This window comes from Janthinobacterium sp. SUN176 (assembly GCF_030587335.1).
Taxonomy (GTDB): domain Bacteria; phylum Pseudomonadota; class Gammaproteobacteria; order Burkholderiales; family Burkholderiaceae_D; genus Janthinobacterium; species Janthinobacterium kumbetense.
The window spans coordinates 1,535,385-1,558,098 of the sequence record NZ_JAPWIA010000001.1 but is presented as its reverse complement, the minus strand read 5'-3'; the positions used below and the strand labels follow the sequence as shown (position 1 = coordinate 1,558,098).

26 protein-coding genes are annotated in these 22,714 nt (G+C 58.9%); 19 read left to right on the top strand and 7 right to left on the bottom strand.

Annotated features, from left to right (window positions below):
• Together O3299_RS06900 and O3299_RS06895 are read left to right on the top strand one after the other, a co-directional pair.
• Complete coding sequence (locus O3299_RS06900; protein ID WP_305061880.1) at positions 1-1,464, top strand: alpha/beta fold hydrolase; 1,464 nt, start codon at positions 1-3, stop codon at positions 1,462-1,464.
• A gap of 9 nt (positions 1,465-1,473) precedes the next feature.
• Positions 1,474-2,523: an alpha/beta fold hydrolase gene (locus tag O3299_RS06895; protein ID WP_305061879.1), complete on the top strand. Its 1,050-nt coding sequence runs from the start codon at positions 1,474-1,476 to the stop codon at positions 2,521-2,523.
• 19 nt (positions 2,524-2,542) lie between these two features.
• Here the strand turns inward: O3299_RS06895 and O3299_RS06890 are convergent, their stop codons facing one another.
• Complete coding sequence (locus tag O3299_RS06890; RefSeq protein WP_305061878.1) at positions 2,543-3,352, bottom strand: anti-sigma factor; 810 nt, start codon at positions 3,350-3,352, stop codon at positions 2,543-2,545.
• Positions 3,339-3,830: a sigma-70 family RNA polymerase sigma factor gene (locus O3299_RS06885; RefSeq protein ID WP_251348756.1), complete on the bottom strand. Its 492-nt coding sequence runs from the start codon at positions 3,828-3,830 to the stop codon at positions 3,339-3,341. The genes O3299_RS06890 and O3299_RS06885 overlap by 14 nt, the downstream gene beginning before the upstream one ends.
• A gap of 234 nt (positions 3,831-4,064) precedes the next feature.
• Here O3299_RS06885 and O3299_RS06880 point away from each other — a divergent pair, with 234 nt between their 5' ends.
• Genes O3299_RS06880 through O3299_RS06870 form a run of 3 tightly spaced genes read left to right on the top strand, consistent with a single transcriptional unit; the run spans position 4,065 to position 5,802 of the window.
• Complete coding sequence (locus O3299_RS06880) at positions 4,065-4,463, top strand: cytochrome c family protein (protein WP_251348757.1); 399 nt, start codon at positions 4,065-4,067, stop codon at positions 4,461-4,463.
• A gap of 58 nt (positions 4,464-4,521) precedes the next feature.
• Entirely contained in the window at positions 4,522-5,415 is an 894-nt protein-coding gene (locus O3299_RS06875) for a metallophosphoesterase (protein ID WP_305062951.1), read from the top strand.
• Positions 5,416-5,418: 3 nt separating this feature from the next.
• Positions 5,419-5,802, top strand: a complete 384-nt coding sequence (locus O3299_RS06870; RefSeq protein WP_289897925.1) for a cupredoxin domain-containing protein — start codon at positions 5,419-5,421, stop codon at positions 5,800-5,802.
• Positions 5,803-5,927: 125 nt separating this feature from the next.
• On the opposite strand, the gene O3299_RS06865 is transcribed toward O3299_RS06870, so the two are convergent.
• From O3299_RS06865 to O3299_RS06855, 3 genes are all read right to left on the bottom strand, one after another.
• Positions 5,928-7,007, bottom strand: a complete 1,080-nt coding sequence (locus O3299_RS06865) for a suppressor of fused domain protein (protein ID WP_305061877.1) — start codon at positions 7,005-7,007, stop codon at positions 5,928-5,930.
• A gap of 385 nt (positions 7,008-7,392) precedes the next feature.
• Positions 7,393-8,871, bottom strand: coding sequence for an MFS transporter (locus tag O3299_RS06860; RefSeq protein WP_305062950.1), 1,479 nt, complete (start codon positions 8,869-8,871; stop codon positions 7,393-7,395).
• Positions 8,872-8,999: 128 nt separating this feature from the next.
• On the bottom strand, positions 9,000-9,584 hold the full coding sequence (locus tag O3299_RS06855) for a GNAT family N-acetyltransferase (RefSeq protein WP_305061876.1): 585 nt from the start codon (positions 9,582-9,584) through the stop codon (positions 9,000-9,002).
• A gap of 97 nt (positions 9,585-9,681) precedes the next feature.
• Between O3299_RS06855 and O3299_RS06850 the strand changes: the two genes are divergently transcribed.
• The 6 genes from O3299_RS06850 (at position 9,682) to O3299_RS06825 (ending at position 14,618) form a co-directional block, all read left to right on the top strand.
• Entirely contained in the window at positions 9,682-10,563 is an 882-nt protein-coding gene (locus tag O3299_RS06850) for a LysR family transcriptional regulator (RefSeq protein WP_251348762.1), read from the top strand.
• Between the two features lie 298 nt (positions 10,564-10,861).
• Positions 10,862-12,079 (top strand): hypothetical protein, encoded by a 1,218-nt coding sequence (locus O3299_RS06845; RefSeq protein WP_289897928.1) that lies wholly within the window; start codon positions 10,862-10,864, stop codon positions 12,077-12,079.
• 68 nt (positions 12,080-12,147) lie between these two features.
• Positions 12,148-12,519: a hypothetical protein gene (locus tag O3299_RS06840; protein ID WP_289897929.1), complete on the top strand. Its 372-nt coding sequence runs from the start codon at positions 12,148-12,150 to the stop codon at positions 12,517-12,519.
• A 481-nt stretch (positions 12,520-13,000) separates the two neighbouring features.
• Positions 13,001-13,420: an NTF2 fold immunity protein gene (locus O3299_RS06835; RefSeq protein WP_305051948.1), complete on the top strand. Its 420-nt coding sequence runs from the start codon at positions 13,001-13,003 to the stop codon at positions 13,418-13,420.
• A 117-nt stretch (positions 13,421-13,537) separates the two neighbouring features.
• Complete coding sequence (locus O3299_RS06830) at positions 13,538-14,155, top strand: hypothetical protein (RefSeq protein WP_305051947.1); 618 nt, start codon at positions 13,538-13,540, stop codon at positions 14,153-14,155.
• A gap of 4 nt (positions 14,156-14,159) precedes the next feature.
• Positions 14,160-14,618: a hypothetical protein gene (locus tag O3299_RS06825; RefSeq protein WP_305061875.1), complete on the top strand. Its 459-nt coding sequence runs from the start codon at positions 14,160-14,162 to the stop codon at positions 14,616-14,618.
• Between the two features lie 31 nt (positions 14,619-14,649).
• Here the strand turns inward: O3299_RS06825 and O3299_RS06820 are convergent, their stop codons facing one another.
• Together O3299_RS06820 and O3299_RS06815 are read right to left on the bottom strand one after the other, a co-directional pair.
• Positions 14,650-15,702 carry an NAD(P)/FAD-dependent oxidoreductase gene (locus tag O3299_RS06820; protein ID WP_370385266.1) on the bottom strand — a complete coding sequence of 351 codons (1,053 nt, stop codon included), beginning with the start codon at positions 15,700-15,702 and terminating at the stop codon, positions 14,650-14,652.
• Positions 15,703-15,724: 22 nt separating this feature from the next.
• A complete protein-coding gene (locus O3299_RS06815; protein ID WP_305061874.1) occupies positions 15,725-16,267 on the bottom strand; it encodes a GNAT family N-acetyltransferase in 543 nt (180 codons plus the stop codon).
• 76 nt (positions 16,268-16,343) lie between these two features.
• On the opposite strand from O3299_RS06815, the gene O3299_RS06810 reads away from it, so the two are divergent.
• From O3299_RS06810 to O3299_RS06775, 8 genes are all read left to right on the top strand, one after another.
• Positions 16,344-17,540 carry a citrate synthase gene (locus O3299_RS06810; protein WP_305061873.1) on the top strand — a complete coding sequence of 399 codons (1,197 nt, stop codon included), beginning with the start codon at positions 16,344-16,346 and terminating at the stop codon, positions 17,538-17,540.
• Between the two features lie 56 nt (positions 17,541-17,596).
• Positions 17,597-18,088, top strand: coding sequence for a MarR family winged helix-turn-helix transcriptional regulator (locus O3299_RS06805; protein WP_305059564.1), 492 nt, complete (start codon positions 17,597-17,599; stop codon positions 18,086-18,088).
• Between the two features lie 43 nt (positions 18,089-18,131).
• Positions 18,132-18,590, top strand: a complete 459-nt coding sequence (locus O3299_RS06800) for a PaaI family thioesterase (RefSeq protein ID WP_099668007.1) — start codon at positions 18,132-18,134, stop codon at positions 18,588-18,590.
• Positions 18,587-19,024, top strand: coding sequence for a GNAT family N-acetyltransferase (locus O3299_RS06795; protein ID WP_305061872.1), 438 nt, complete (start codon positions 18,587-18,589; stop codon positions 19,022-19,024). The genes O3299_RS06800 and O3299_RS06795 overlap by 4 nt, the downstream gene beginning before the upstream one ends.
• A gap of 416 nt (positions 19,025-19,440) precedes the next feature.
• Positions 19,441-19,911: a hypothetical protein gene (locus tag O3299_RS06790; RefSeq protein WP_305061871.1), complete on the top strand. Its 471-nt coding sequence runs from the start codon at positions 19,441-19,443 to the stop codon at positions 19,909-19,911.
• Between the two features lie 313 nt (positions 19,912-20,224).
• The gene (locus tag O3299_RS06785; protein ID WP_305051939.1) at positions 20,225-21,397 is read left to right on the top strand and encodes an ATP-binding protein; all 1,173 of its coding nucleotides are present in this window, start codon (positions 20,225-20,227) and stop codon (positions 21,395-21,397) included.
• The gene (locus O3299_RS06780) at positions 21,387-22,115 is read left to right on the top strand and encodes an HNH endonuclease (protein WP_305051938.1); all 729 of its coding nucleotides are present in this window, start codon (positions 21,387-21,389) and stop codon (positions 22,113-22,115) included. The genes O3299_RS06785 and O3299_RS06780 overlap by 11 nt, the downstream gene beginning before the upstream one ends.
• Positions 22,116-22,223: 108 nt before the next feature.
• The gene (locus O3299_RS06775) at positions 22,224-22,700 is read left to right on the top strand and encodes a hypothetical protein (protein WP_305061870.1); all 477 of its coding nucleotides are present in this window, start codon (positions 22,224-22,226) and stop codon (positions 22,698-22,700) included.
• Positions 22,701-22,714: the final 14 nt, after the last annotated feature.

The window sequence follows — 22,714 nt, the reverse complement described above, 5'->3', positions numbered from 1 at the left end:
ATGACCGTTCTGCCCCGCCTCCCCCTGCTGGCCACCTTGCTGGCCGCTGCCTCCCTGCATGCCGAACCGATGTACTTCACCCCCTGCTCCGATACGGCCGTGCCCGGCAGTCTGTGCTCGGGTTTGAACGTGCCCGGCAGCTACGATGCCCAGGGCCGTGCCGTGGGCGAGCCGGACGCCATGCACGTCTTCGTGCGCAAGATTGCCGCCGACGTGCCTGCCGGCAAGCCCGCCAAGGGCACCCTGTGGCTGGTGGCGGGCGGCCCCGGCGAATCGGGCGCTTCGTTCTACAGCTTGCTGCCCACCTTGCGCCGCGGCTTTCCCGGCTTTGAATTCCTCATCCCCGACCACCGCGGCACGGGGCATTCGTCGCGCCTGTGCAAGGTGGAAGAGTCGGAACGGAGTCCCGGCGGCCGCGCCCTGGCGGGTGCCGAATGGGGCAGCTGCTTTGCCGGCATCAACTTGATGCCGGAATACGCGGGCCAGTTTTCCATCACCATGGCGGCGCGCGACTTGCAAGCCTTGATCGCAGGCGAACGCCAGGCCAAAGGCAAACAGCCGCCCGTATATGTATACAGTGTGTCGTACGGCACGCAACTGGTCTTGCGCACCTTGCAACTGGGACCGCTGCCCGTCAAGGGCGTCATCCTCGACTCGCTGGTGCCGCCGCAGACGGATGCGCGCTGGGACTTGAGCCAGCGCTCGCACGTGGTCAACACGGTCGGCATGCAGGTGCTCGCCCGGTGCGATGCGGATGCCGCTTGCCACGCGGCACTGGGCGAGCCGGCCGCAACCCTGTACCGCCGCGTGCTGGACAAGGCGCAAGCCGATCCCGCGCTGCTGGCGAAAATCCCCGGCAAGAACCTGAAGCACTTCCTGGGCGGCATGCTCGACGTTCCCGCCGCCCGCGCCCGCATCCCCTACCTGCTGCGCGAGCTGGACCAGGGCAAGGATGGGGAACTGGCGTCCGTGCGCGCCACGTTGACGCAGGCGGCAGCTGGCCTGGGCAGCTATCCCCAGTCGCCGCTGTCGATACCGCTGGTTAATATCATCAGCAATTCGGAAAACAATCTGCAACCGTCGCTGCGCCCCGGCTGGGCCGCCGCCGACATCGACCGCGACGAGGCGGACTTGCTGTTTACCAGTCCCCTGCCCCGCATCCTGCTGGGCGGCGGCTTGCCCACCTACCCGCGCGATGCCTATTTCGGCGCCTTGCCGGCGAAAGTGCCGCCCACTCTGGTACTGCAGGGTACCCTGGACCCGAAGACGCCCTACGCTGGTGCGCAGGCGCAAGTGCAGGCTTTGACGCAGAACAAGGCCGGCACGGTAGCCCTGTCCACCGTGCACAACGCCCCGCATTTCCTCCTGTGGACGGCGCCCGCCTGTTTTGAACAGGCCAGCACCCGCTTTATCGCCGGCAAGCCGGCGCAGGATTGCACGCTGCAGTTCCCACCAACTAACTAAGAGGACGATATGCGCATCACAGGACTGGCATTGCTGCTGTTATCTTGTTTCGGCGCGGCACAAGCGGCGCCGCCCGCTTCGCCGTCCATCTGCGCTTCGCCCGCACAGTCCGTTCGCGAACAGGGCTACGTGCCCATCAACGGCATCGAGCAATGGATCACGGTCACGGGCGCCGCTTGCGGCAATCCCGTGATCCTGTTCATCCACGGCGGCCCCGGCAATGCGCTGAGTCCCTACGCGGATGCCATCTATGCGGGCTGGGAACGCCACTACACCCTGGTGCAGTGGGACCAGCGCGGCGCGGGCATGACGTATGGCAAACAGCGCCCATCGGAAGAGCTGCCCTTGACGCTGGAACAGATGCGCGACGACGGCATCGCCGTGGCCCGCTATATCGGGCAGCATCTGGGCCAGCGGAAAGTCATTTTGATGGGCAGTTCCTGGGGCTCGATCCTCGGTGTGCACATGGCCAAGGCGCAGCCAGAGCTGTTCCACGCGTATATCGGCACGGCGCAGGTGGTCAATGCGCGGGCCAACGAAACCGGCATGTACCGGGAAGTGCTTGCGCTGGCGCAAGCGGCCGGCGATACCGCCACGGTGGAGAAGCTGACGGCGCTCGGCGCACCGCCCTGGCGCGATCCGCGCAACTTCGGCATCCTGCGCCGCTTCGACCGCAAATATGAGGGATTGGCAACGGATGCGCCGCCCAAGCACTGGTGGCAGCCGGCGCCGTTCTATGCCACGCCGCAAGCGCTGGCCGATGCCGAGGCGGCCGATGACTACTCGTACATCCAGTTCATCGGCCTGCACGGCGACGGCATGTTCGCCAAGGTCGACCTGCCCGCGATGGGCACGCGCTTCGACTTGCCCGTGTTTTTCATCATGGGCGAAGCGGACTTGCTGACCTCGCCCGCCATCGCGCGCAGCTACTTCGACAGCATCACGGCGCCGGCCAAGGATTTTACCGTAGTGAAACGGGCCGGACACGACCCCAACCAGGCCGTGCACGACGCCCAATGGACGGTCTTGCGCGACAAGGTGGCGCCGCTGCTGAAGTAAAGCGCGCGGCGCGGCGCATTCACGGCACACTTTCCTTGTCGATTTGCACCGTGAGCTGGCGCTCGAAGTCCATCAGTTCCGCCACATTCAGGTCCGAGATGAGCTGATAATGCATGCCGGAGCGGCTCCAGCGTAGCAAATGATAGCCTTGCCTGACAGCCAGGCGCGGCGGCGCATCGCGCTGTGCCCCATCGGGCCAGACATACAGGTTCAGCACATGCTGATGCCGACGGTACGCGAGAGCGGCGACGGGACGCGCGTTGATATAGTCGAGGCGCCCGCCGATCAAGGGAAAACCTTCTTGCGCCAGATCAACCACGGGTGGAGAAAAGTCGAGCTTGCCGCTGAACCATGGCTTGACCGTGTGCTGGTCGGATGACGCCACGTCGGCCAGATGATTGGGCATCAGCGAACGGAAATGACTGGCGACGATCTCCTGGTCGAGCCGTTCCGCGTCCGAGGGCACGGACAGGTACAGCGCCAGGGTGACGGCCAGGGCCGTCGTGCTGACGCTGGCCACGCCAAAATTGATCCATGCCCACGGCAATTGCGCCCATTTCCTGCCGCGCGGGGCTTTCCTTGCCTGCTTGCCCTCTTCCTGCAGCGCCTGGCGCAGGCGCTGTTGCAGGAAAGCGGGCGCAGCATGGCCGGCGGCATGCTGTTTCACCGCCGCGCGCAGGGCAAACAGCTGCTCGCAAGCCCTGGCGCAGTCCGGGCACTGGGCCAGATGCTGCGCCAGTTGCGCCATGGCCGGGGCATCGAGCTCGCCATCGGCATAGGCGGACAGCCTGTCTTGTGATTCCTTGCACTCCATGTCAGCTCTCACCATCAGATTGTTTCAGGCGCGCCAGCAGCAGCTTGCGTCCGCGCGCCAGGCGCGACATCACCGTGCCGATCGGGATGCCGACGATGTCCGCGATCTCCTTGTAGGATAAATCGTCGATCTCTTTCAGCACCAGCACTTCCCTGAATGGCTGCGGCAGCGTATCCAGGGCATGGTTGACCGCCTCCTTCGCATCGGCGCGGGCCAGGATGTCTTCCGGGTTGCCGCATCCCTCCTCATCGTGGCCATGGAGTTCCTCGTCAAAGCCGATGTCAGCGTGTTCTGCGCGACCATCGCGCAGGGCCGTGTAATACGTATTGCGCACGATCGTCAGCAGCCAGGCGCGCGCGCCGTCGCCATGGTAGCCGTCCATGTAGCGGTAAGCGCGCAGGAAAGCCGTCTGCACCAGGTCCTGGGCATTCTGGTCATTGCGCGTGAGCCAGCGCGCCAGCTTGTAGGCGGCGTCCAGGTGAGGCAAGGCCATTTTTTCAAAGAACCGGGTTTTATCGATGTCGTTCAAATCAACACCCATCCGCCTGTCTGGCGTCTCAACTCCCAAGACTCGCTTTGCCTGCCGTTTATTCCCGATATGGCGGTTTTTTTACGGCAGAAAATAAACCGGCACAGGCGGGAATATTTGCCGCGCCTTCGCAGTTATAGCATGTGCAGGCCCCGATTGCATCGGGGCTTGGCAACCGCAAAGCGAAAGGAGCTCGACATGCAACACCCCTGCTTCCTCCCTGGCCTGGCCGCGGCCACGCTGATGGCGTTCAGCGGCGTCGCCACCGCCGGCGACGCCATGCACGGCCAGGTACTGTACAAGAGCATGTGCATATCCTGCCACTCGATCGACTACAACGGCGTGGGACCCGCGCACAAGGGCGTGTTCGGCAGGAAAGCCGGCAGTGTCGCCGACTACAACTATTCGCCCGCCGTGAAGGCGTCCGCCATCGTGTGGGGCGAGAAAACGCTGGACCAATGGCTGTCGGGTCCGGAAAAACTGATTCCCGGCCAAAAAATGGGCTACCTGGTGCCGTCCGCGCAGGACCGCGCCGACCTGATCGCTTATCTGAAGCAGGAATCCGCACGGGCCAGCCCTGCCCAGGCCACCAAATAGAGACAGTTGTGCCACCGCCTGCCAGCCATTGCCAGGCATTTCAAGGAGAAACATCATGATGGACCGCAGAAGCTTCATGAAACTGGCCGCCGTCGGCGGCGGCGCAGTGTTCATGTCCGGACTCTATGGGCGTGCGCCGGCGGCGGCCGGAAAGACGGCAGCCGCTCCCTACGAGGATTTCTATTTCGTCCAGTTGTCCGACGTGCACTGGGGTTTCACGGGCGCCGCCAACCCCGATGCCCTCCACACCTTCAGGAAGGCCGTCGCCACCGTCAACGCGCTCGAGGTGCAGCCCGATTTCATCATCTTTACGGGCGACCTCACGCATACCACGGACGACCCGAAGGAGCGCCGCCAGCGCATGGCCGAATTCAAGGACATCGCGGCCGGTCTGACGGTGAAAAACGTGCGCTTCATCCCCGGCGAGCACGACGCGTCGCTCGACAACGGCGCCGCCTACAAGGAAAACTTCGGCCCGTCCAACTACGCGTTCGAGCACAAGGGCGTGCATTTCATTGCTCTCGATAACGTCTCCGACCCCGGCGCGCGCATCGGCGACACGCAGCTGGAGTGGCTGAAGAACGACCTGGACAAGCAGGCCAAGGATGCGCGCATCGTCGTCTTCACCCACCGCCCCCTGTTCGACCTCGTGCCCAAATGGGACTGGGCCACGCGCGACGGCGACAAGGCGATGGCGCTATTGATGCCGTACAGCAATGTGACCGTGTTCTATGGCCATATCCACCAGGAACATCACCACATGACGGAGCACATCGCGCACCACGCCGCCAAATCCCTGATTTTTCCCTTGCCGGCGCCAGGATCGCAGGAAAAGCGCACGCCCCTGCCCTGGGACCCGGCCGCGCCGAACAAGGGCCTGGGCTTGCGCGAGGTGGAGGCGGAAGCAAACAAGGATTACAAGCTTACGGAATTTCCCGTCACAAGGAGCTGAGCCATGGACCGTGCAAGAAGACAGCTATGTGCAAGGTTGGCCTGCGGTATCGGCGCGCTGCTGACGGTAGCCGCCATCGACGCTCAGGGCGTGAAAAAAATTACCGGAAAGGAAAGAGTCATCGCCATCCAGGCGAAGAAATTCGTCTACACGCCGAACGAAATCACCTTGAAGAAGGATGAAGCGGTCGTGCTGGCGTTCACGGCCATCGATTTCATCCATGGTTTTTTCATCCCGGACATGCGCATCCGCGCCGACCTGCTGCCGGGCCAGGTCACCGAAGTGAGGCTGACGCCCGGCAAGGCCGGTGAATACGCCTTTTTATGCGACAACTTTTGCGGCAGCGGCCACGAGGAGATGAATGGGAAGATCATTGTCACGGAGTAAGGTGGACGAACCATACAGTTTGACGCAAGCCCGCCATGAGGCGAGCGACTTCGACGCGCCGCGCGTGCAAACACTTTCGCCCTGCAACTACCGGCCGCCAAGGCTTGCTCTGCATGGCGCAGCGCTCAGCCGATGGTGGTGACGATATTGCCGTCGGCGTCGCGGATGGAAGTCTGTTGCACGATCCACGACACGGTCGGCAGCAGGTCCAACTGGTAGCGGCCGGCCTGCGGACGCATGGTGCGGGCGAAGTCCTGCGCGCATGCGGGCGTCATGGTGATCGCAACGCTACCGTCGCGCATGGTGACGCTGCACGCTTCGCCGGGCTCGAATTGCAGCTGCCAGTCGCGCCCGGCCAGCGTGAAGGGCCGCCCGAATGGAATCCGCAGCGGCAGCAGGGAGCACAGTTCGTCTACCTGGCGCGCGCCAAGCGTCACTTCGGTCAGCGGCGCGCGTAGCAGGCGCTTGTGCTGCTCAACGCGCAACACCTCCGTGTACATGAAGCCGTTCCCGGAGCCGTCTCGCTCCATCCCGGCCTTCACTTGTGCGGCCAGGGCCGGGTCGTCCATCAGCGAACCGCGCTCCAGGTCGGTAATCCACAGCGGCATGCGGGGCAGGAAGGTATCCAGCACATGCTGCGGCGACCACAGCTTCGCCGCAGACTCTTCTTCCAAAGTGAGGCCAACCACCTGGATGAACTCGAGGTGTCCGTTCGGCGTTTCCAGGGCCGGTAGCTCCGGGTCGCGCGTCATCGCTATGGAGCAAATCCTGGTGGCAGTGCCGAGAGCGATCGGGCCGTTGGCCGTCATCCATTCGCCCGGCCTGAAGACGTTTCCGGTCTTGAAGACATAGCGCGCAAGATTTTGCAGCATTGAGAACACCCACTTTGGCGCCTCGGCGGCACCCTCTATCGCCCGCAAGCGGAAAGTCAGTTCGAAACCATAGCCGCTCACCTGTTCGTCTTCCTGCACTTTTTCATACAGTTCCGACAAGCCGAATGTCACGTAATGCCAATGCGGCACCGGATGCGCGCGGTAATAGGCGCTGATACCGTCCAGCGGGTCCGGCCCGCCCAGGCGGTAGTTAATAAGCGGGCCCATATGCTGGGGCTTCTGTTCGCCATACAGCGACGCGAGGCTGGCGTCGATGGCGGACCAGCCAGCTGAGTCGTCATCGTCCAGGGAGTTAAGCGGATATTCGTTCACAGCCGCGCCACGTGGTAGCCGGAATGAAAAACAACCCTTGAACGGTCCTGGGTCGACCTCATTTCCTCATCGCCTGGTGGGCGAAAGGGAGCGTTTTCTGTAGGCATATGCTTGTTTTCTTTGTGGATTTGGGCTGTGCAACGACGAAGGATCGCTTCTCGCCGCCGGCGGCCCGTGAGCATAACGAATTACCCAGCGTGAAAAGTCACACATTGTCACGTCAACGCGAATGACTGCTTCTGACTACGGATTCAATCGGTCAACGCAACACACTGTACACATCGTTGGGCCGGTGTTTGGTAATGATGCGTCTGACTATTCTTCCAGAACCGAATCCTGCTGGCGCCGCCGCTCATGGCGACGCCAGCACCCAAGGGGCGGTCGATCAGACCGCGCGGCGCGCCCGCAGATGCAGGTGGCGGATGGTGGCTGCGGCCGCCATCAGGATGGCGGAAGCCGTGGCCAGCACGACAATGAATGCCTTGTCGAAGGCCGAACGGGCCAGTTCCGACACTTGCAAGCCCAGTTCGGCCGGCAATTGCTCGGCGGCCAGCAGCGCCGCGTCGAGCGTGTCATGGGCATTTGGCAGCAGGCCCGCGCTTTCCGGGATCACCAGGGTGGCGCTGTAGACGGCCGACAAGATGGTGCCCAGCACCGTCACGCCGATCACGGCGCCCAGTTCGTACGACACTTCCTCGATCGAGGCGGCCATGCCGGCCTGTTGCGGGGCCACGTTCAGCATCACGGCGCTGGACGCGGCCGTCATGACGGCGCCCAGGCCCAGGCCCAGGATCACCAGACTGGCCACTTGGGCCGAGACGGCGGCGTCATGCAGCAGCAGATACGACGCCATGCCGATGCCGGACACCAGCAAGGAACCCCACAAGACCTTGGCCTTGTCGGCGCGCGGCAGCATGAAACCCGTCAACGGGCCGGCAAACACGGATGCCAGCGGCAACGGCAACAGCAGCAAGCCCGCTTCCAGCGGCGACAGTTCCCGCACCAGCTGCATGTGCTGGCTTAGTGCCAGTTCCATGCCGATCAGGGCGGCGGAAGCCACCATGGCGGCGGCCACGGCGCTGGAAAACGGCAGTTCGCGGAACAGGGCGAAGTCGATCAGCGGCCTGGCTTGCCGCTTCTGGCGGCGCACGAACTTCAGCATGAAGAAGGCGCCCACGGCGAACGAGGCGGCGGCCAGCGCATACGACGGCTGCGACTTGCCCAGCTCCTTGATCGCATACACGCCACCAAGCAGGCCCATCATGACTTGCAGCGAACCCTTCAAGTCCCACGGCTTGTCGCGGTTACCGGCCCGCTTCGGCAGGACGACGGCGGCCAGCACCAGGGTCAGCAGGACGATGGGCACGTTGATCAGGAAGACTGAACCCCACCAGTAATGTTCCATCAGGAAACCACCCAGCACGGGGCCGAATGCGGCGCCGCCCGAGGCGATGGCCGCCCACACGCCGATGGCGAACGAGCGCTCGCGGTTATCCGTAAAGGTCAGGCGGATGATGGACAAGGTGGCCGGCATCATCAGCGCGGCGCCGATGGCCAGCAGCACGCGGGCAAAGATCAGCCACTCCGGCGCGGGCGAAAACGCGGCGCACAGCGAGGCGACGCCGAACACGGCCAGGCCGGCGAGGAAAACGGGTTTGTGGCTCAAGCGGTCACCGAGGGTGCCGAGGCCGGGCAATAAGCCGGAGACGACCAGCGCGTACACGTTGATGATCCACAGTTTTTGCGAGGAAGTAGCCTGCAAGTCGCGCGTCAGCGCGGGCAAGGCGGTGTAGAGCACGGTCATGTCGACCACGATGAGGAACAAGGCGCTGGAGACGATGGCCAGCGTCAGCCATTTTTTCATTGGATGCATAAACAACTCATGGATTTTAGTGTAGCTTTTAACAACTGTCGGTATGGATGAATTTGGTGCTGCGCAAATATTTACGTTCCAGGCTGCCACGGGCCTGGGCTGGTCGGGGGCGGCGGGCGTCAGCCACGATCGCCATCCTTGTCATCCACGGCGGCCGTCACTTCCGGCGCGTCGAGTTCGCGCAGCATGACGACGGACACTTGCTTGAAGCCGCGTCCCTGGAAGAAGGTCTGCGCCGTCAGGTTGTGCGCGCCGCATTCGAGGAACAAACGGGCGATGCCGTGGCTGCGCAATTCGCTCGCTACCCACTCCACCAGCTGGCTGCCGATGCCGCTGCCGCGCACGGAAGGCAGCAAGACCAGGTCGTCCAGCGCGGCGAACGATTTCGAAGCGCGCTGGCGCGTGTCGATGGAAACCAAGGCCATGCCGACGATAGCCTCGCCAGACGTGGCGACGGCCAGCAGGGTCGAATCGCCATGCGCCCAGTCGTGCGACAGGGCGGCGCGGATTTCGCCGCGTATGACCTCAGGCAAGTCCGCGCGCCAGTTGCCCGGCGCATCGGCACGCTCGCCCTGCAGCTCCGAATGGGAGATGTAGTCGGCGCTGACGTTGTCGAGGTAGAGCTGGCACAGCGCGTCTTCGGCGGTGGCGTCGTGACACCAGCTGAAGCTGATGGCGGGGGTATGGGCTTGAGCGTTTTTCATGGCGGATCTCGTGTTGTTGAAAATGTAAATGCATTTTATGTCGCCCCTGAATGGCATTCAAGTTAAAATCCATCTGTAAAACAGATAGGTGGATGCCATGCAATGGACTTTGGAACAAATGCGCTACTTCGAGGCGGCCGTCGCGGCCGGCTCTTTCTCGGGCGCGGCGCGCCGGCTGGGCCGCGCGCAATCGGTGGTCAGTACCTCGATCGGCTTGCTGGAAGCGGAATTCGGCGTGGAACTGTTCGACCGTTCGCGCCGCAGCGCCGTGCTGACGGAAGCGGGCAAGGTGATGCACCTGGAAGCGTGCGAACTGCTGCGCCAGGCCGAGCGGCTGCAGCTGCGCGCCCAGTTGCTGAGCGAGGCGCCGGAAGCGCAGCTGACCCTGGCCCTGGACGAAGCCCTGCCCTACCTGGCCATCAGCACCCTGGTGAAGGAACTGGCGGCGCGCTACCCGGCGCTGGAACTGGTGATGCTCAACGCCACGGCGTCGGAAGTGGCGCAATACGTGGAGCAGCAGCAAGCGGACGTGGCCTTCCACTTCGACCGCGGCCCCATCTCCCCCGTGCTGGAGCAGCAGCACATCGGCAGCGTGGCGCAAGGCGTGTTCGTGGCCAAAGGCCACGCGATGGCCCACGGCCAGGAAGTGAGCCGCAACGAGCTGACCCGCTACCGCCAGCTGATCATGGATTCAGAACTGAACCGCGAACACGCGTTCAGCCCCGCCGTCTGGTTTTCCGACAGTTTTTACAGCATCGCGGAAATGGTCGCGGACGAGCTGGGCTGGGCAATTCTGCCCCTGAACATCGCCAATTATGACAACTACAAGGGTTATTTGCAGGAAGTGCCCTGCCCTGCGCTGGCCCTGTCGCGCTTGCCCGTGCGGCGCTTATCGATCCACGGCAAGAAGCTCAGCGAGACGAGTTTGTGGCTGACGACCAGATTGGCGGAGTTGTTGCTGGATGGGCCGCGGGGGTGAGGTCATGTAGTTAATACAGAACATTGGAAGCGTAAGCACTCGATAGACTTGCGTCCACATCGCCACTCGCCCCAAAACATCAAAGATGCTTTGGCTGGAAAGTTGCTACGAAGTTTTTAAGCAGTCACTGAGTTTATTTGTGCAACAAAGTCACTATTGATCGACAAATTCACTGGCCTTGGTCATGACAATATAATTTGAATTTATCCCGTTTATTGAAAGAACAGTGCGCATTACAATCATTGTTAATCACGATTATAATCCGCCATGATCTTTTTATCTTTCAATTAAAAATTCCATGAATCTACTCGATTTTTTCCGAACGCGTCCCTCACCAGATTCTTTTGCCTCCCTAGTCATGCGCCAAGCGCGCGCCGACGGCCAGGTACAGAAATTGATTTACGATGCGGAGCAGTTTCGCATTCTAATGGGTGAAAACAGTCAGCATATCTTCAATCTGGATAATGCCTATCACGATTATTGCGCCGCGCCGCGCAAGATGCGTGCGCAAGTGCTGCAAAACTATCTGGCCAGCATGGTCGTGCCCGGCCTGCCTGCCAGCTTTGCCGAAGCCAAACCCTGCCTGATGCCGGTGGTACGCAGCCGGGCACAAGGCGACTACTTGCGCCTGGTGGCGCTGACCCAGCCAGAGCGCCAGCAAGTGAACGATGCCTACCGCTCACTGGACGACGATACGATCATCATGCTGGCCTACAACACAGACTCGCACATGGCAATCGTCGGCCAGGCCGTCTTGGCGCAATGGGGCGTGACGTTCGATGCAGCGCTGACGGCGGCCATGGACAATCTGCGCGAATGCACGCCGTACAGCTTTACGGATCTGGGCGATGGATTGCTGATGGGCGAATGGCAGGACGACTATGATTCATCGCGCCTGCTGCTGCCTGACTTGCTGAGTCGCGTCTGCAAAGACGCCGAACCGCTGGCGATGATTCCCTCGCGTGGACGTTTCCTGCTGGCATCGTCACATAATGTAGCGGGGCAATTGCGCATGATCTCCCTGGCCGACCAGCTGGTGCAGGACGAGGGACGCCTGGTCTCGGCCACCATGTATCGCATTGAACAGGGAAAAATCGTCGTGTTCCAGCCATCGGACGCGGCCGTGGCCGGAGCCTTGGCGCACTTTCAACAGTTAATGCGCGCACATCACTACGAGCTGCAGAAAGAGCAGTGGGATCGGGTCAACGACAGCATTGGAGAGGATATTTTCGTGGCCACTTGCATGTTGATAAAGTCAAAAGATGGCCAGCGCGTTACATCTGCGGCAAGCTGGACCCGCGGTGTCAACACGCTGCTGCCGCGCACTGATGTAGTGGCCATGGTGGAGCTTGACGATGCCGGCGGCGAAAGCACCACCAAGATGCTGGCATGGAATGATGCATTGGCCATCTGCGGTGAACTGATGCAGGAAGTCGATTGCTATCCAGTGCGCTATCGGGTACAGGCATTCCCTGCCGCGCAGCATCTTGAGTCGGCGCCAGCCTTTGAGTTGTAGCATTTTATTCAAGCCATTGATATTAGCCAAAGTTATTTAAAATTAAATTTCCAGCAGGACATGAAATAATGAAAATAGACTGCGACCATGCAAGAAAAGTTGAAATAGCGGTGGAATTTCCAATTTCAATACTATGCAAATATAATGGTCCTGACAATTTGGATGTGACGCTGGACGATAATATAACATACCTGATTAATGAAGCATTGAGAAAAGCCGGAGCATATGTAAAAAACAAGGCAATGAAAACGTATTACTCCGCGGAGAATGAGGAAATCCTAAGTTATCAACTGACATTGATCGTTCAACCACCTGGTGTTAACTTGCACTGCATTGTGGATGATCTGACTCAGGAGAATTTCCATCAAGGATTATGCATTAAAATGCAATCTCAGCATCATGGTTTTAGAATGGTCTATCCGCAATCCGCAGTCGGGTGAAGCTGAGCTGAGCATTGATGTACTTCCCAGGCCTGAATTCAAGAATTACTTTTCGACGGAGTACGCTTTGCAGTCGCAGTCATCGCAAGCCCGATTCAGCCGAGAATTTTGCTGTGAATCAGCGGGAAGCCACAACTCAGGAAGTCCCCTGGCCTTGTCGCGCTTGCCCGTGCGGCGCTTATCGATCCACGGCAAGAAGCTCAGCGAGACGAGTTTGTGGCTGACGACCAGGTTGGCAGAGTTGCTATTGGATGGGCCGAGGGGGTGAGTGCATGCAAGTCAGTGCAGGAATGTTGAGGCTTTTATGATAAATAGAAGCCAGTTCCTGAGTGCTGATCCGGCACGGCAAGGAGGCGGAGCTTCAAGGTCGAGGTGTGGCACAATCCTGAATGGTCTGAACTTGAATGATCAAAGATGGCAGCATGAAATGACGGGCGCTGGCATCTTTATTAACACTAGCGACATTTGCTAGCCAAGGGAAATGATGAGTATTGAAATAGTTGATGTGGAAAATGTATTGAAGGATTTTATTCTGGCCATGAATGGTTGGGAACTTCATTACTACCCCGAGGTGCGAGAGAAAGGGCTGATTACTCTCAAAGAAAAAATGAAGCAGGATCTTGATGCTATTTTTGATTGCTTTTGCACCAAAAAAGAAAGAAAACAAGGTCGCCAGATGTCATTGCTCTGCAGCGATCCTCCTGAATACTCACCCACCGAAATATTTTTAAATTCATGCATCTCAGGAAGTAAAGCTGTCATTTCCACGCAGCAGACTTCGGGATTCAAGAATAGATACAGATATACATTTGGTCTTAAAAACCAGCAATGGTTTATTGATAAAAAAGAATGGCTTGATGACGAGGAAGGCATGGAGCGTTGGCGACCGGCGTATCTTTAGTCGCGTTCGCTCAAGCTTGCGCCAATGCGGGCCACGCGACGACGATCAACGCAGTCCCCGCTTCCGAGAGACGCCAGCAATCACAACGAGCGCGGTATCGTCCGCACCAGGAAAAGAATGAGTATTAACACCAAACTGAAAAAACTCGAAGATAAGGCCATGGCCAAAGGCGAGTATGCAGTCGCCGCAGCTGCAGCCCATCTGTTGCACGATATTGGCTGCGTGGACAAGCAGATTAACCTGGTCGGGGCGCTGCACGAAGTCGGCTACCTGCAGAATTCATTTTCTCCATACTGGAAAGAATTCAGAACTGATGAATCGGCATGGATAGAACGCTGTTTGGCCAGGCTTGTCACTGCTGACCATGATTATTGGGCGCTTGCCGCGCTTCTGGGCTGCAATGGTCCAACGACCATCAGCATCGCCATTGGCCAGGGTTTTAAATCCGCTGCAACAAGGCTTTACGAACGTTTTGACAAACCCAAGGTCCATGTCGATACTTTATATTTGACAGCTAATGGAGAGGTGCTGCATCCCGTATTGGAAGTCGGCTATGACATCAAAGACATGAAAACTGTCGACATGGGAAGAGCACGGGCACTTAATCTGAAGAATAAACAATGGAAGCCAGGCGATCGTATGGGCGACGGCGGACTGTCACTTTCCATGCAGGCCAAACTTCCGCATGGCGCATGGCGCTCGGTATGGACGGCTTTTAAAACATGGGATGCATGACGACATGATGAATTGCAGGACAGTCAATGCATGGCTGGAAATGGCGCAAGACGATGAGGTGTTCATTGATGCCGACGACATCAACCGCGAAGCGATGGAGAACATGTGGAGCTTTTCGCCCACGGACGAGGAAACGCCGCAGATAGAAGCGGCGGATATCGTTGCATTCATCCGCCAGGTGATCGCAGCACGCCGCAGCGCGCTCGCTGGCGAGGAAATGCTGTTCTATTGCTGGCACGATGCGCAGTGCCGCCAATTGCGCTTCAGCCTTGTGTCGCGCTCGCATGGCCGGCTGCCGTTTCGCTGCGAGGTGCGCGAAACGCAGGATCTGGCGCTGATCGCCGACCAAGTGGTGAACGGGGACTGGCGCAACGAGCATTTCATGCAGGCCCCGTCGGAGGAAGGCGATGCGCAAGAGGCGCCGCCGTTCATCCTGCCCGTATTTGTCGTGCCCGTGCCGTAGGAATCGGCGCGGCACGGGGTCTTCACGTCATTTACGCCTGAAAACGCGCGGGCCGGCAAGCTTCCAGGGCTGACGCTGGCTGTCCATCGACGATTTCCCCGCTGGCTAGCTGACCCACGATGCCTGCCAGCACGACGCCCGGATGCATGGCGCACACGTACGCGCCTTCGACCTGCGGCAAGTAGCCGATGATGGGCACGCCATCGACGGGCATGGGGCGCAGGCCGATGCAGGCGAATTCCGGCGTGATGGCCTCGGCGCCCTCAAGTTCACTGCGGATCGCGCTGGCCGTGCGTTGCGCCATAGCGGCCGGCTGGTTTTCAGGCGCGTCGTCCACATAATCTTCCGCCGCCAGCATGGCGCCGTCTTCGTCTTGCCGCACTTCCATGGCATGGCTGGAAATAATGCCGCGCACCACGCCGGGCGGCGCCTGGTAGCGCAGGAAGATGGCGGGCGAGGCGTGGATGGGCAGGCTGGCGCCCAGCTGCTTCGCCAGCGCGGCGGTGGCGGTGCCGGCCGCCAGAACGATCACGTCCGCATCGATGACGCCAGCGGCCGTTTCTACGCCCCTCACCTTCCCATCCTGGACGGCAAAACCCAGCACGGGCGTGTGCGTGCGGACCGTCGCACCGAGCGCCCGGGCCGCTGCCAGCAAGGCGTGGGTCGCGGCGACGGCGTCGAGGGCGCCCTGCTCCGGTTCGTACAGCGCCTGCTCCGGCGGTTGCCGCAGCTGCGGTTCCAGCTGGGCGATGCGGGACCGGTCGATCACCATGCACGAGGGAGAAACGCGCCCATCCTGCGTGCCATACGACAAGGCGCCATGCCAGCGCACCGCCAAGCCGGGCACCTGCGTTTCCAGCCGGCGCCAGGCGGCGATGGCGCCGCCGCGCAGGGCCGCGATGGGGTCCATCCCCGCGCAGGACGCGTTAAGCCAGGCAAACGAGGTGCCCGTCACGCCGGAAGCGATGCCGCCCGCCTCGACGACGGTGACTTGCGCCCCCTTGCTGGCCAGGTGGTAGGCGAGCGATGCGCCGACGATGCCGGCGCCGATGACGACGATGCGTTTTGAGGTTTCTTGATTCATATCTGACAACTTTTCATATTTATCATAGGGCAGAGTCTACCCCAGCCGCCCGCAATTCCAGCGCAAACCGGTGGCCATCGACGACGTTGCCTTCCACGATGGCAATATCGGGCACGGCAACGCCCTGCGCGAAACCGCAGCGTTCCAGCACGCGGATCGACGCCGCATTGCCATCGATGGCGTAGGCGCACAGGCTGGCCAGCCGCCATTCGTCTTGCGCCAGGCCAATCAGGTACTGCAGCGCTGCCGTGGCCAGGCCCTTGCCCGCCTGCTGTTCCCCGATGCGGTAGCCGACTTCGGCTACGCCTTGCTCCCGGTCAATGTCCTTGAGGTTGGCGCGCCCGATCAATTGCCCGTATTCGTCCACGATGACGCAGGGGTGCATGCGCCCCTGTGCATGCTCGTCCAGGAATTGCGCGACGTGCGCGTGGATGCCGTCGATGCTGTAAAAAGCGTCCGGACGCCGGTCGATATGGCGCTCGAACCACGCCCGGTTGGCTTGTTCGAAGGCCAACAAGGGCGCGGCGTCGTCCGGGCGCAGGGTGCGTATGGCAAAGGTGCTCATGGAAACTCCTGGAAAGGCATGAGTCTAGTGACGCGTGGCCCGGCCCGTCAATCTTGATTCCATGAATCAATATAAAGTGACAAACGCTACAATGGCCGCCATGAACAACGATCTGTCCGCTCCTGACGCGGCGCGCCTGCTGGGCGTCAGCCTGCCCACCCTGTATTCCTATGTGAGCCGGGGCTTGCTCGCTTCCGTCAGCAACGGTGCGTCGCGCCGCAAGCGCTATCCGCAGGAAGACGTGCTGCGCCTGGCGGCCCGTAAAAATGACGCCAAGCGCGGCGGCCAGACGGCCGTGGCCGCCATGCACTGGGGCTTGCCCGTGCTGGAGACGCGCATTTCCCACATCCTCGATGGCCGCTTGCTGTATCGCGGCTGCGATGCGGCGGCGCTGGCGCGACACGCGACGCTGGAAATGACCGCCAGCCTGCTGTGGGACGATGGTGCGAGTGACTATTTTCAGCAAGACGCGCCTGCCCAGCCGACAGGATTGACCCGCGCGCCGGACGCGCCGCCGCTGGCGCGCGCCATGCTGGCCATGACCATGCTGACGACAGCGGACATGCCGCACTCGCTGCAATCCGGCCCCGCCGCGATGCGCATCCTGGCCGCCGCCCTGCTGCAAACGGCGCCGTCCGCCATGCCGCTGCACCAGCAACTGGCCCAGGCGTGGCAAGCGGACGCGCAGCAGTCTGAATTGCTGCGCGCCGCCCTCGTGCTGCTGGCCGATCATGAATTGAATGCGTCGACGTTTGCCGTGCGCTGCGTCGCCTCGACGGGCGCCAGCCTGCCGGCCGCGCTGGGCGCGGGCTTGGCGGCCTTGTCCGGAGACAAGCACGGCGGCGGCAGCGCGGCGGCCAGGTGCATGTTGACGCAGGCGCTGGCCGCGCCTGACGCCGGTGCTGCCATCGCTACCTTTTACACAGCCATCGCGCCGGAATTCGCCGGTTTCGGCCACCCGCTGTACCCGCACGGCGACCCGCGCGCCGCATATTTGCTGGGAAGCCTGTCCGCGATGTCGCGCGAATACCCGCAGCTGCACGCCATCCTGGCCGCGTGCGCCACGGCGGCCGAGTTGCTCGAAGTAAAACCGAACGCCGACCTGGCGCTGGCGGCCATGGAACTGGCGCTCGGCTGGCCCGAGGGCGCGGGCATGAGCGTATTTGCGCTGGCCCGCTCGGCCGGCTGGATCGCCCATGCGGCCGAGCAGGCGGCCAGTGGGGCCCTGATACGGCCCCGCGCCCGCTATGTCGGGCGCCACCAGCGCGGCTGACACGCGGCTGACAATAGACGCTTGATTTATTACGCATACGTAGTAGTATACTTCGCATGCGTACCAATACCTCCCCCACCCCAGACGTACCCGATGCCGCCGCCTGCCCGCTGGGCGAGCGTTCGCCGCGCCTGTTCAATCTGCTCAATCTGGCGCGCCAGAACCTGTTTCGCTCGGCCGATGCGGTCTTCACCAGCGAACTGGGATTTTCCGGCACGCAGGTTGTCGCCCTGTTTGCCCTGAAGGGCGAGGAAGGCTGCCAACTGAAGGATCTGGGGCGGGCGCTGCAGCTGAAAAACTCGGCCGTCACGGGCCTCGTGACGCGCATGGAAGAAAACGGCCTCATCGTGCGCGGCCAGTCGGCGCTCGACGCGCGCGCCGGCACCCTGCACATGTCGCCCAAAGGCGGCGAGGTGCTGGCCGCCGCCCTGCCCCTGCTCGACAGCCTGAATGAACAACTGAAGCAAGGTTTCAGCGAGGAAGAACTGGCCGTCGTCGCCCGCTTCCTGCTGCATGCCTCGCGCCTGCGTTTCCAGCAAGACATTTAATCGGCAAGACGTTTAACCCAACCCTCACCCCACAGGAGTTACCATGCACCCCAACGACATGACCGGCTTGCAACTGATGCAAGCTTTCGCGCAAGGCCTGTTTCCCCGGCCCGGCATTTCCAAGACCATGCCGATGGACGCCCACACGATCGAGCACGGCAGGGTCATCTTCACGGCGACGGCGAATGAAAACCACACCAATCCCATGGGCGGCGTGCACGGCGGTTTTGCCGCCACCGTGCTCGACACGGTCACGGGTTGCGCCACGCACACGGTCTTGCCGGCCGGCGAAAGCTACGGCACGACGGACCTGAACATCAAGATGTGCCGCCCCCTGCCCTTCAACGTGACGGTCTACGCGGAAGGCAAAGTCATCAATGCGGGACGCAACCTGGTCATTTCCGAAGGCACGATCCGCGACGAAGCCGGTAAAGTGTATGCGCACGCGACGGCCACCTGCATGATCATCCGCCCGGCCCAGCGGGAACAAGCGGCCGCATGATACGCACAGGCACCATTGCGGAAGCCTGGCAGGTGCTGCAGGCGATACCCGAATTCGACCAGCGGCGCAGCCTGGCGCAATTGCAGGAGCGCCTGCCCGCCGGCGCGCTGGTGCTGATCGCAGAAGCTGACGGCCAGCCCGTCGGCTGCAAGCTGGGCTATGCCGCCGAGGATGGCTCCTTGTATAGCTGGCTCGGCGGCGTGCTGCCCGCGCACCGCAAGACGGGCCTGGCGCAGCGCCTGCTGGAAGCCCAGGAAGCCTGGGCCAGCGAGCACGGCTTTGCGGCCATCACCGTAAAATCGATGAACCGCTATCCCGCCATGCTGCGCTTGCTGATCCTCAATGGCTATCAGATCCGACTGGTGGAGCACTTTGGCGATCCCGTCAGCGAGCGCATTCATTTCATCAAAGCATTGTCCAAGAACGCTTCGTAAAATCACTTTCCTGTCTTCCACTTTTCAAAAGAGCAACAATGCCATACACTGCGCCATTTTGGCTGTCCGCTATCGGCCATAAGGAGGCTTTCGATGAGCGCCAAAACTACGATACCAAGCCGTCACCAGTCTGTTTTGAAAGCTTGCTCGGTCCCCTTAGACTGGCGGGAAAAACGTGATGACTCTCTCAAGGCCTATCGGAGTGGTGAAGTTATTTTCGGTGCACATTTACTCCAAGACTTCGAAGAGTTGGCGTTTGACACGAATTAGGGTTGTCCGCAATGGAGCGGAACCTGCCGACAACGGCAACCGGCCAGCAGCGGACGTTCGCCTTCGACTCTGCCGACTCCTCTGACATATTCCAATAGGTCCTGCTAACTTTGCAGAATCTAACTTTTTAGGATTTCGAATTTCGCATGGATATCGGTGACATAGCGCGACACTGCTGGAATCAACGCCTTCGTTTGCCGTTTCACAACAAGGAAGGTTGGGTTCATGATACTTTTAAGAAAGATTGGTTCGATGCGATTCGGGCCGATCATTGGGTGAAAGGACGTGAGTGTTCGGGGTGGTATTGGTTTGAACTGGACTTAGCGCTCGACGATATACGGAGCCTTAAACGGCCGATAGACCTGCCCGGCGGGGGATGTGATTTCGGGAAGGTAGCTACAACGAATATTGAGATTTTCAGTGACTATTTGTGTCAACATAAATCTCAACTCAATGTAGTATACAACGGACATGAGAAAAACGTGTTAGCTCGAATTCGCTCCCACTTTGCGGTCGATAACCCACTTACAGGGGCCCTCGGGATTACCCGGTATCCCTTGAGCGCGAGCCAATGGCATGTCTCCGTATATGTCATGAAGCATCTGGAAAATGATTAGACCCTGAGCGCTGATGATAAAGACAAGATTCTTCGACTAAGCAGAAGCAAGACGGGCCGATCTGCGGTTGAGCAGATGTGGCGTACAATTTATGGTTGGCCTGTACTTTGCAAGGAGTAATTAGCACAGAGAGTACATTGACGTACCTTCGAATTCAGCCAAGAACAGTTTTCAGAAATGGATGGGCTCTCGAAACCGATATCGACAGGATATGGGGGATGTGACATTAATTACGGAACTGAGCAATTAGTAGGTATTGTTAGATCGAAATAATAATCGATAAAACTCACTCGAATAATCGGAAAGCTTGTATATGAATACAGACGAGTTGCTGAATGAGGTCGATACCTTGCGCGGACAAGGGATGACGGTTGTCGTGTTGATAGGGGAAAACGGGGTAGGAAAGAGTTCGTTCTTGGCAAGGTATGCGGAACATATCGCCGTTGTGGATCACAATATTAACGTAATGGCGATATCCAATACACCGCATGATAAATTTAACGTGAATCCCACGTCGGCCCAGCGTCTCGGACAACGGAATGGAAGCAGGTACGCAATGGATGCGATAAAAGATTCTTTGAAAAGGCCACGTAATGAAGTCGCGACAAGCTTGCGAAGAGTCGGAGATGTGTTGCAGGGCTTGGGATACGAGCGTACGGTTGGCTTGGCAATTTCTGGAATTAATATTGCTGAAGGATTGGAGGAATCACGGCTTTCCGAAGAAGTGCAAAGCCTGGTAAAAAAAATCAGGAATACGGTCAAGGAAGAGTTGGATGATCAATCGAAGGTCATTTGGATTGATCTCGATGACAATAACGAGTCGAGGACCGGCGCGTCGATAGTCCCTCGCCTGTTGCAGAACGAGGCAACTATCACCGCAGCAGGGGTATGTAGGCCGGTTCGTATCGTTCTACGTAAATGCATAACCCTGAATGGTGTCAAGAAAATTATCAACTTTGATCTTGATGCTGCAAGTTCAGGCGAGATCGGCTATCTTGCGTCCATGGCCTGGGCGAGTGCCAAGATCAAGGAAAATTCGGTCGTATTAATCGACGAGCCGGAAAATAGCCTTCATCCAAGGTGGCAGGTTCAATATATCGAAAACTTGTACCATTTCTTCAAGTATGAAAAGCCGTTCTTTGTAGTTGCGACTCATAGTCCAGTGTTGCTATCTGGTGACCAGAATTATCCATTCGATGTAATCACCTACAGACTTGACCCAGATGGCCAGGTACATCAAATTGACACAGCGGACGAAGGCTTGGAAGGCATATCTTGGTCGGCATTTCAAGTCATTCCCAAGAATAATCAGTACGTGGCAGGTATGTTGATCGACGCGGTCAATGCTGTTTGTGCTAGAAAAATGACTATTGAAGACGCGGGACAGTTCATGGATGAAATTGAGAAGGCTTGCATTGACCCGGAGCAGCGCAATGTGGTAAAAATCTACAAGCAAACATTAATGGGGATAATTAATGAAAAATAAGGAGAATGTCTCGTTTAAAAAACTCATTACAGAAATAAATTCTTTTGCCAATAAAATTGAATATGATGAAAAATTCTGGGATTCGGACGAATTCAAGCCGCTAAAGGAAAAAATAAAAGGTTACCTGAAAGAAAAATCTGGATATTGTTGCTCATATTGTCGAAGAGACATCAAGGGAGAGCACAATATGGTACTCGATATAGAACATGTACTCGAAAAAGATAAATTTCCTCGATTAACCTTCAACATGGAAAATCTTCTTATTTCCTGTCGTCGCTGCAATTTTAAAAAATGCAATTTCCGTGACGCATATACAACACAAACGCCAGACGAAGAGTTTTTAACTTCCTACACTTATAAATTTGTGAATCCAAATTTAGATAAATATTACGACTACATAAGCTATATAAATATTTCTATCAACGAAAAAAGAATAATAAAATATCTTCCTTGGCCACGACCTGGTGTCCCGAATTCAGAAAAAGCATGGTACACATATGAGAATTTTGATCTGCGCGAACTGGAACGTTTTGAGTTGATGAAGCAAATGAGAATAAAAAAACCGAATACAGTGCTGGCGCTTCAAAATCCTGTACTGCAGGAACGCGTGGCTGCAAGCCTCGAGGCAAGCCATGCGCTAAGCAAGGTGGCCAAGCAGGAAGCAAAAGAACAACGCCGGGCCGAGAAGGCTGCGAAAAACGCACCAGTCCCAGACTAACGACTTCGGACCTTTATAGCTGATGTCTCCTTTGGGGCGATAATCGCCGCCGACCGCAACCGACCAGAAGCGGCCCCGATGTGAGCCCCGAGCAATCGCTGAAACTTAATGCAAATGTTGAATAAGAGACTTTTTGATGCTATCGCATCTGCGGTGGACTTGGATGACCCTGCGGAACAATTTTTAGCTCAGCGATTCATGATTGAGGCGATAGGAAGAGTGACTTCACAATTGCCTGAGGCTGCTAAATCAGCCGCAGCTGTGGCGAATCGATACGTCACCGGCGCGGCAATGGCTGAGGAAGTCATTGCTGAGCGTGTACGCCTCTGGCGGGCAATTGAAGGGCGCGATCAATCGGACGAGCCCGACGTTTTGAAAATAAGAGCTGCCATCTGCGTCTTGCATCCTATGGATATTGGCGCTTCCGCCGAAACATTGGAGTATTTTTTGAGTTTTGGCGGCGAGGAGGCTTGCCGCAGGCTGAGCTTAAGGCCGCTGTTCACAACAAGTATGGCATTTGAAGTGGCTTCAGCCGGCCAGGAGCGGGCGTCCATACGTGACATGACAATAGATCATCTATTTTAAATTTATACCAGAGG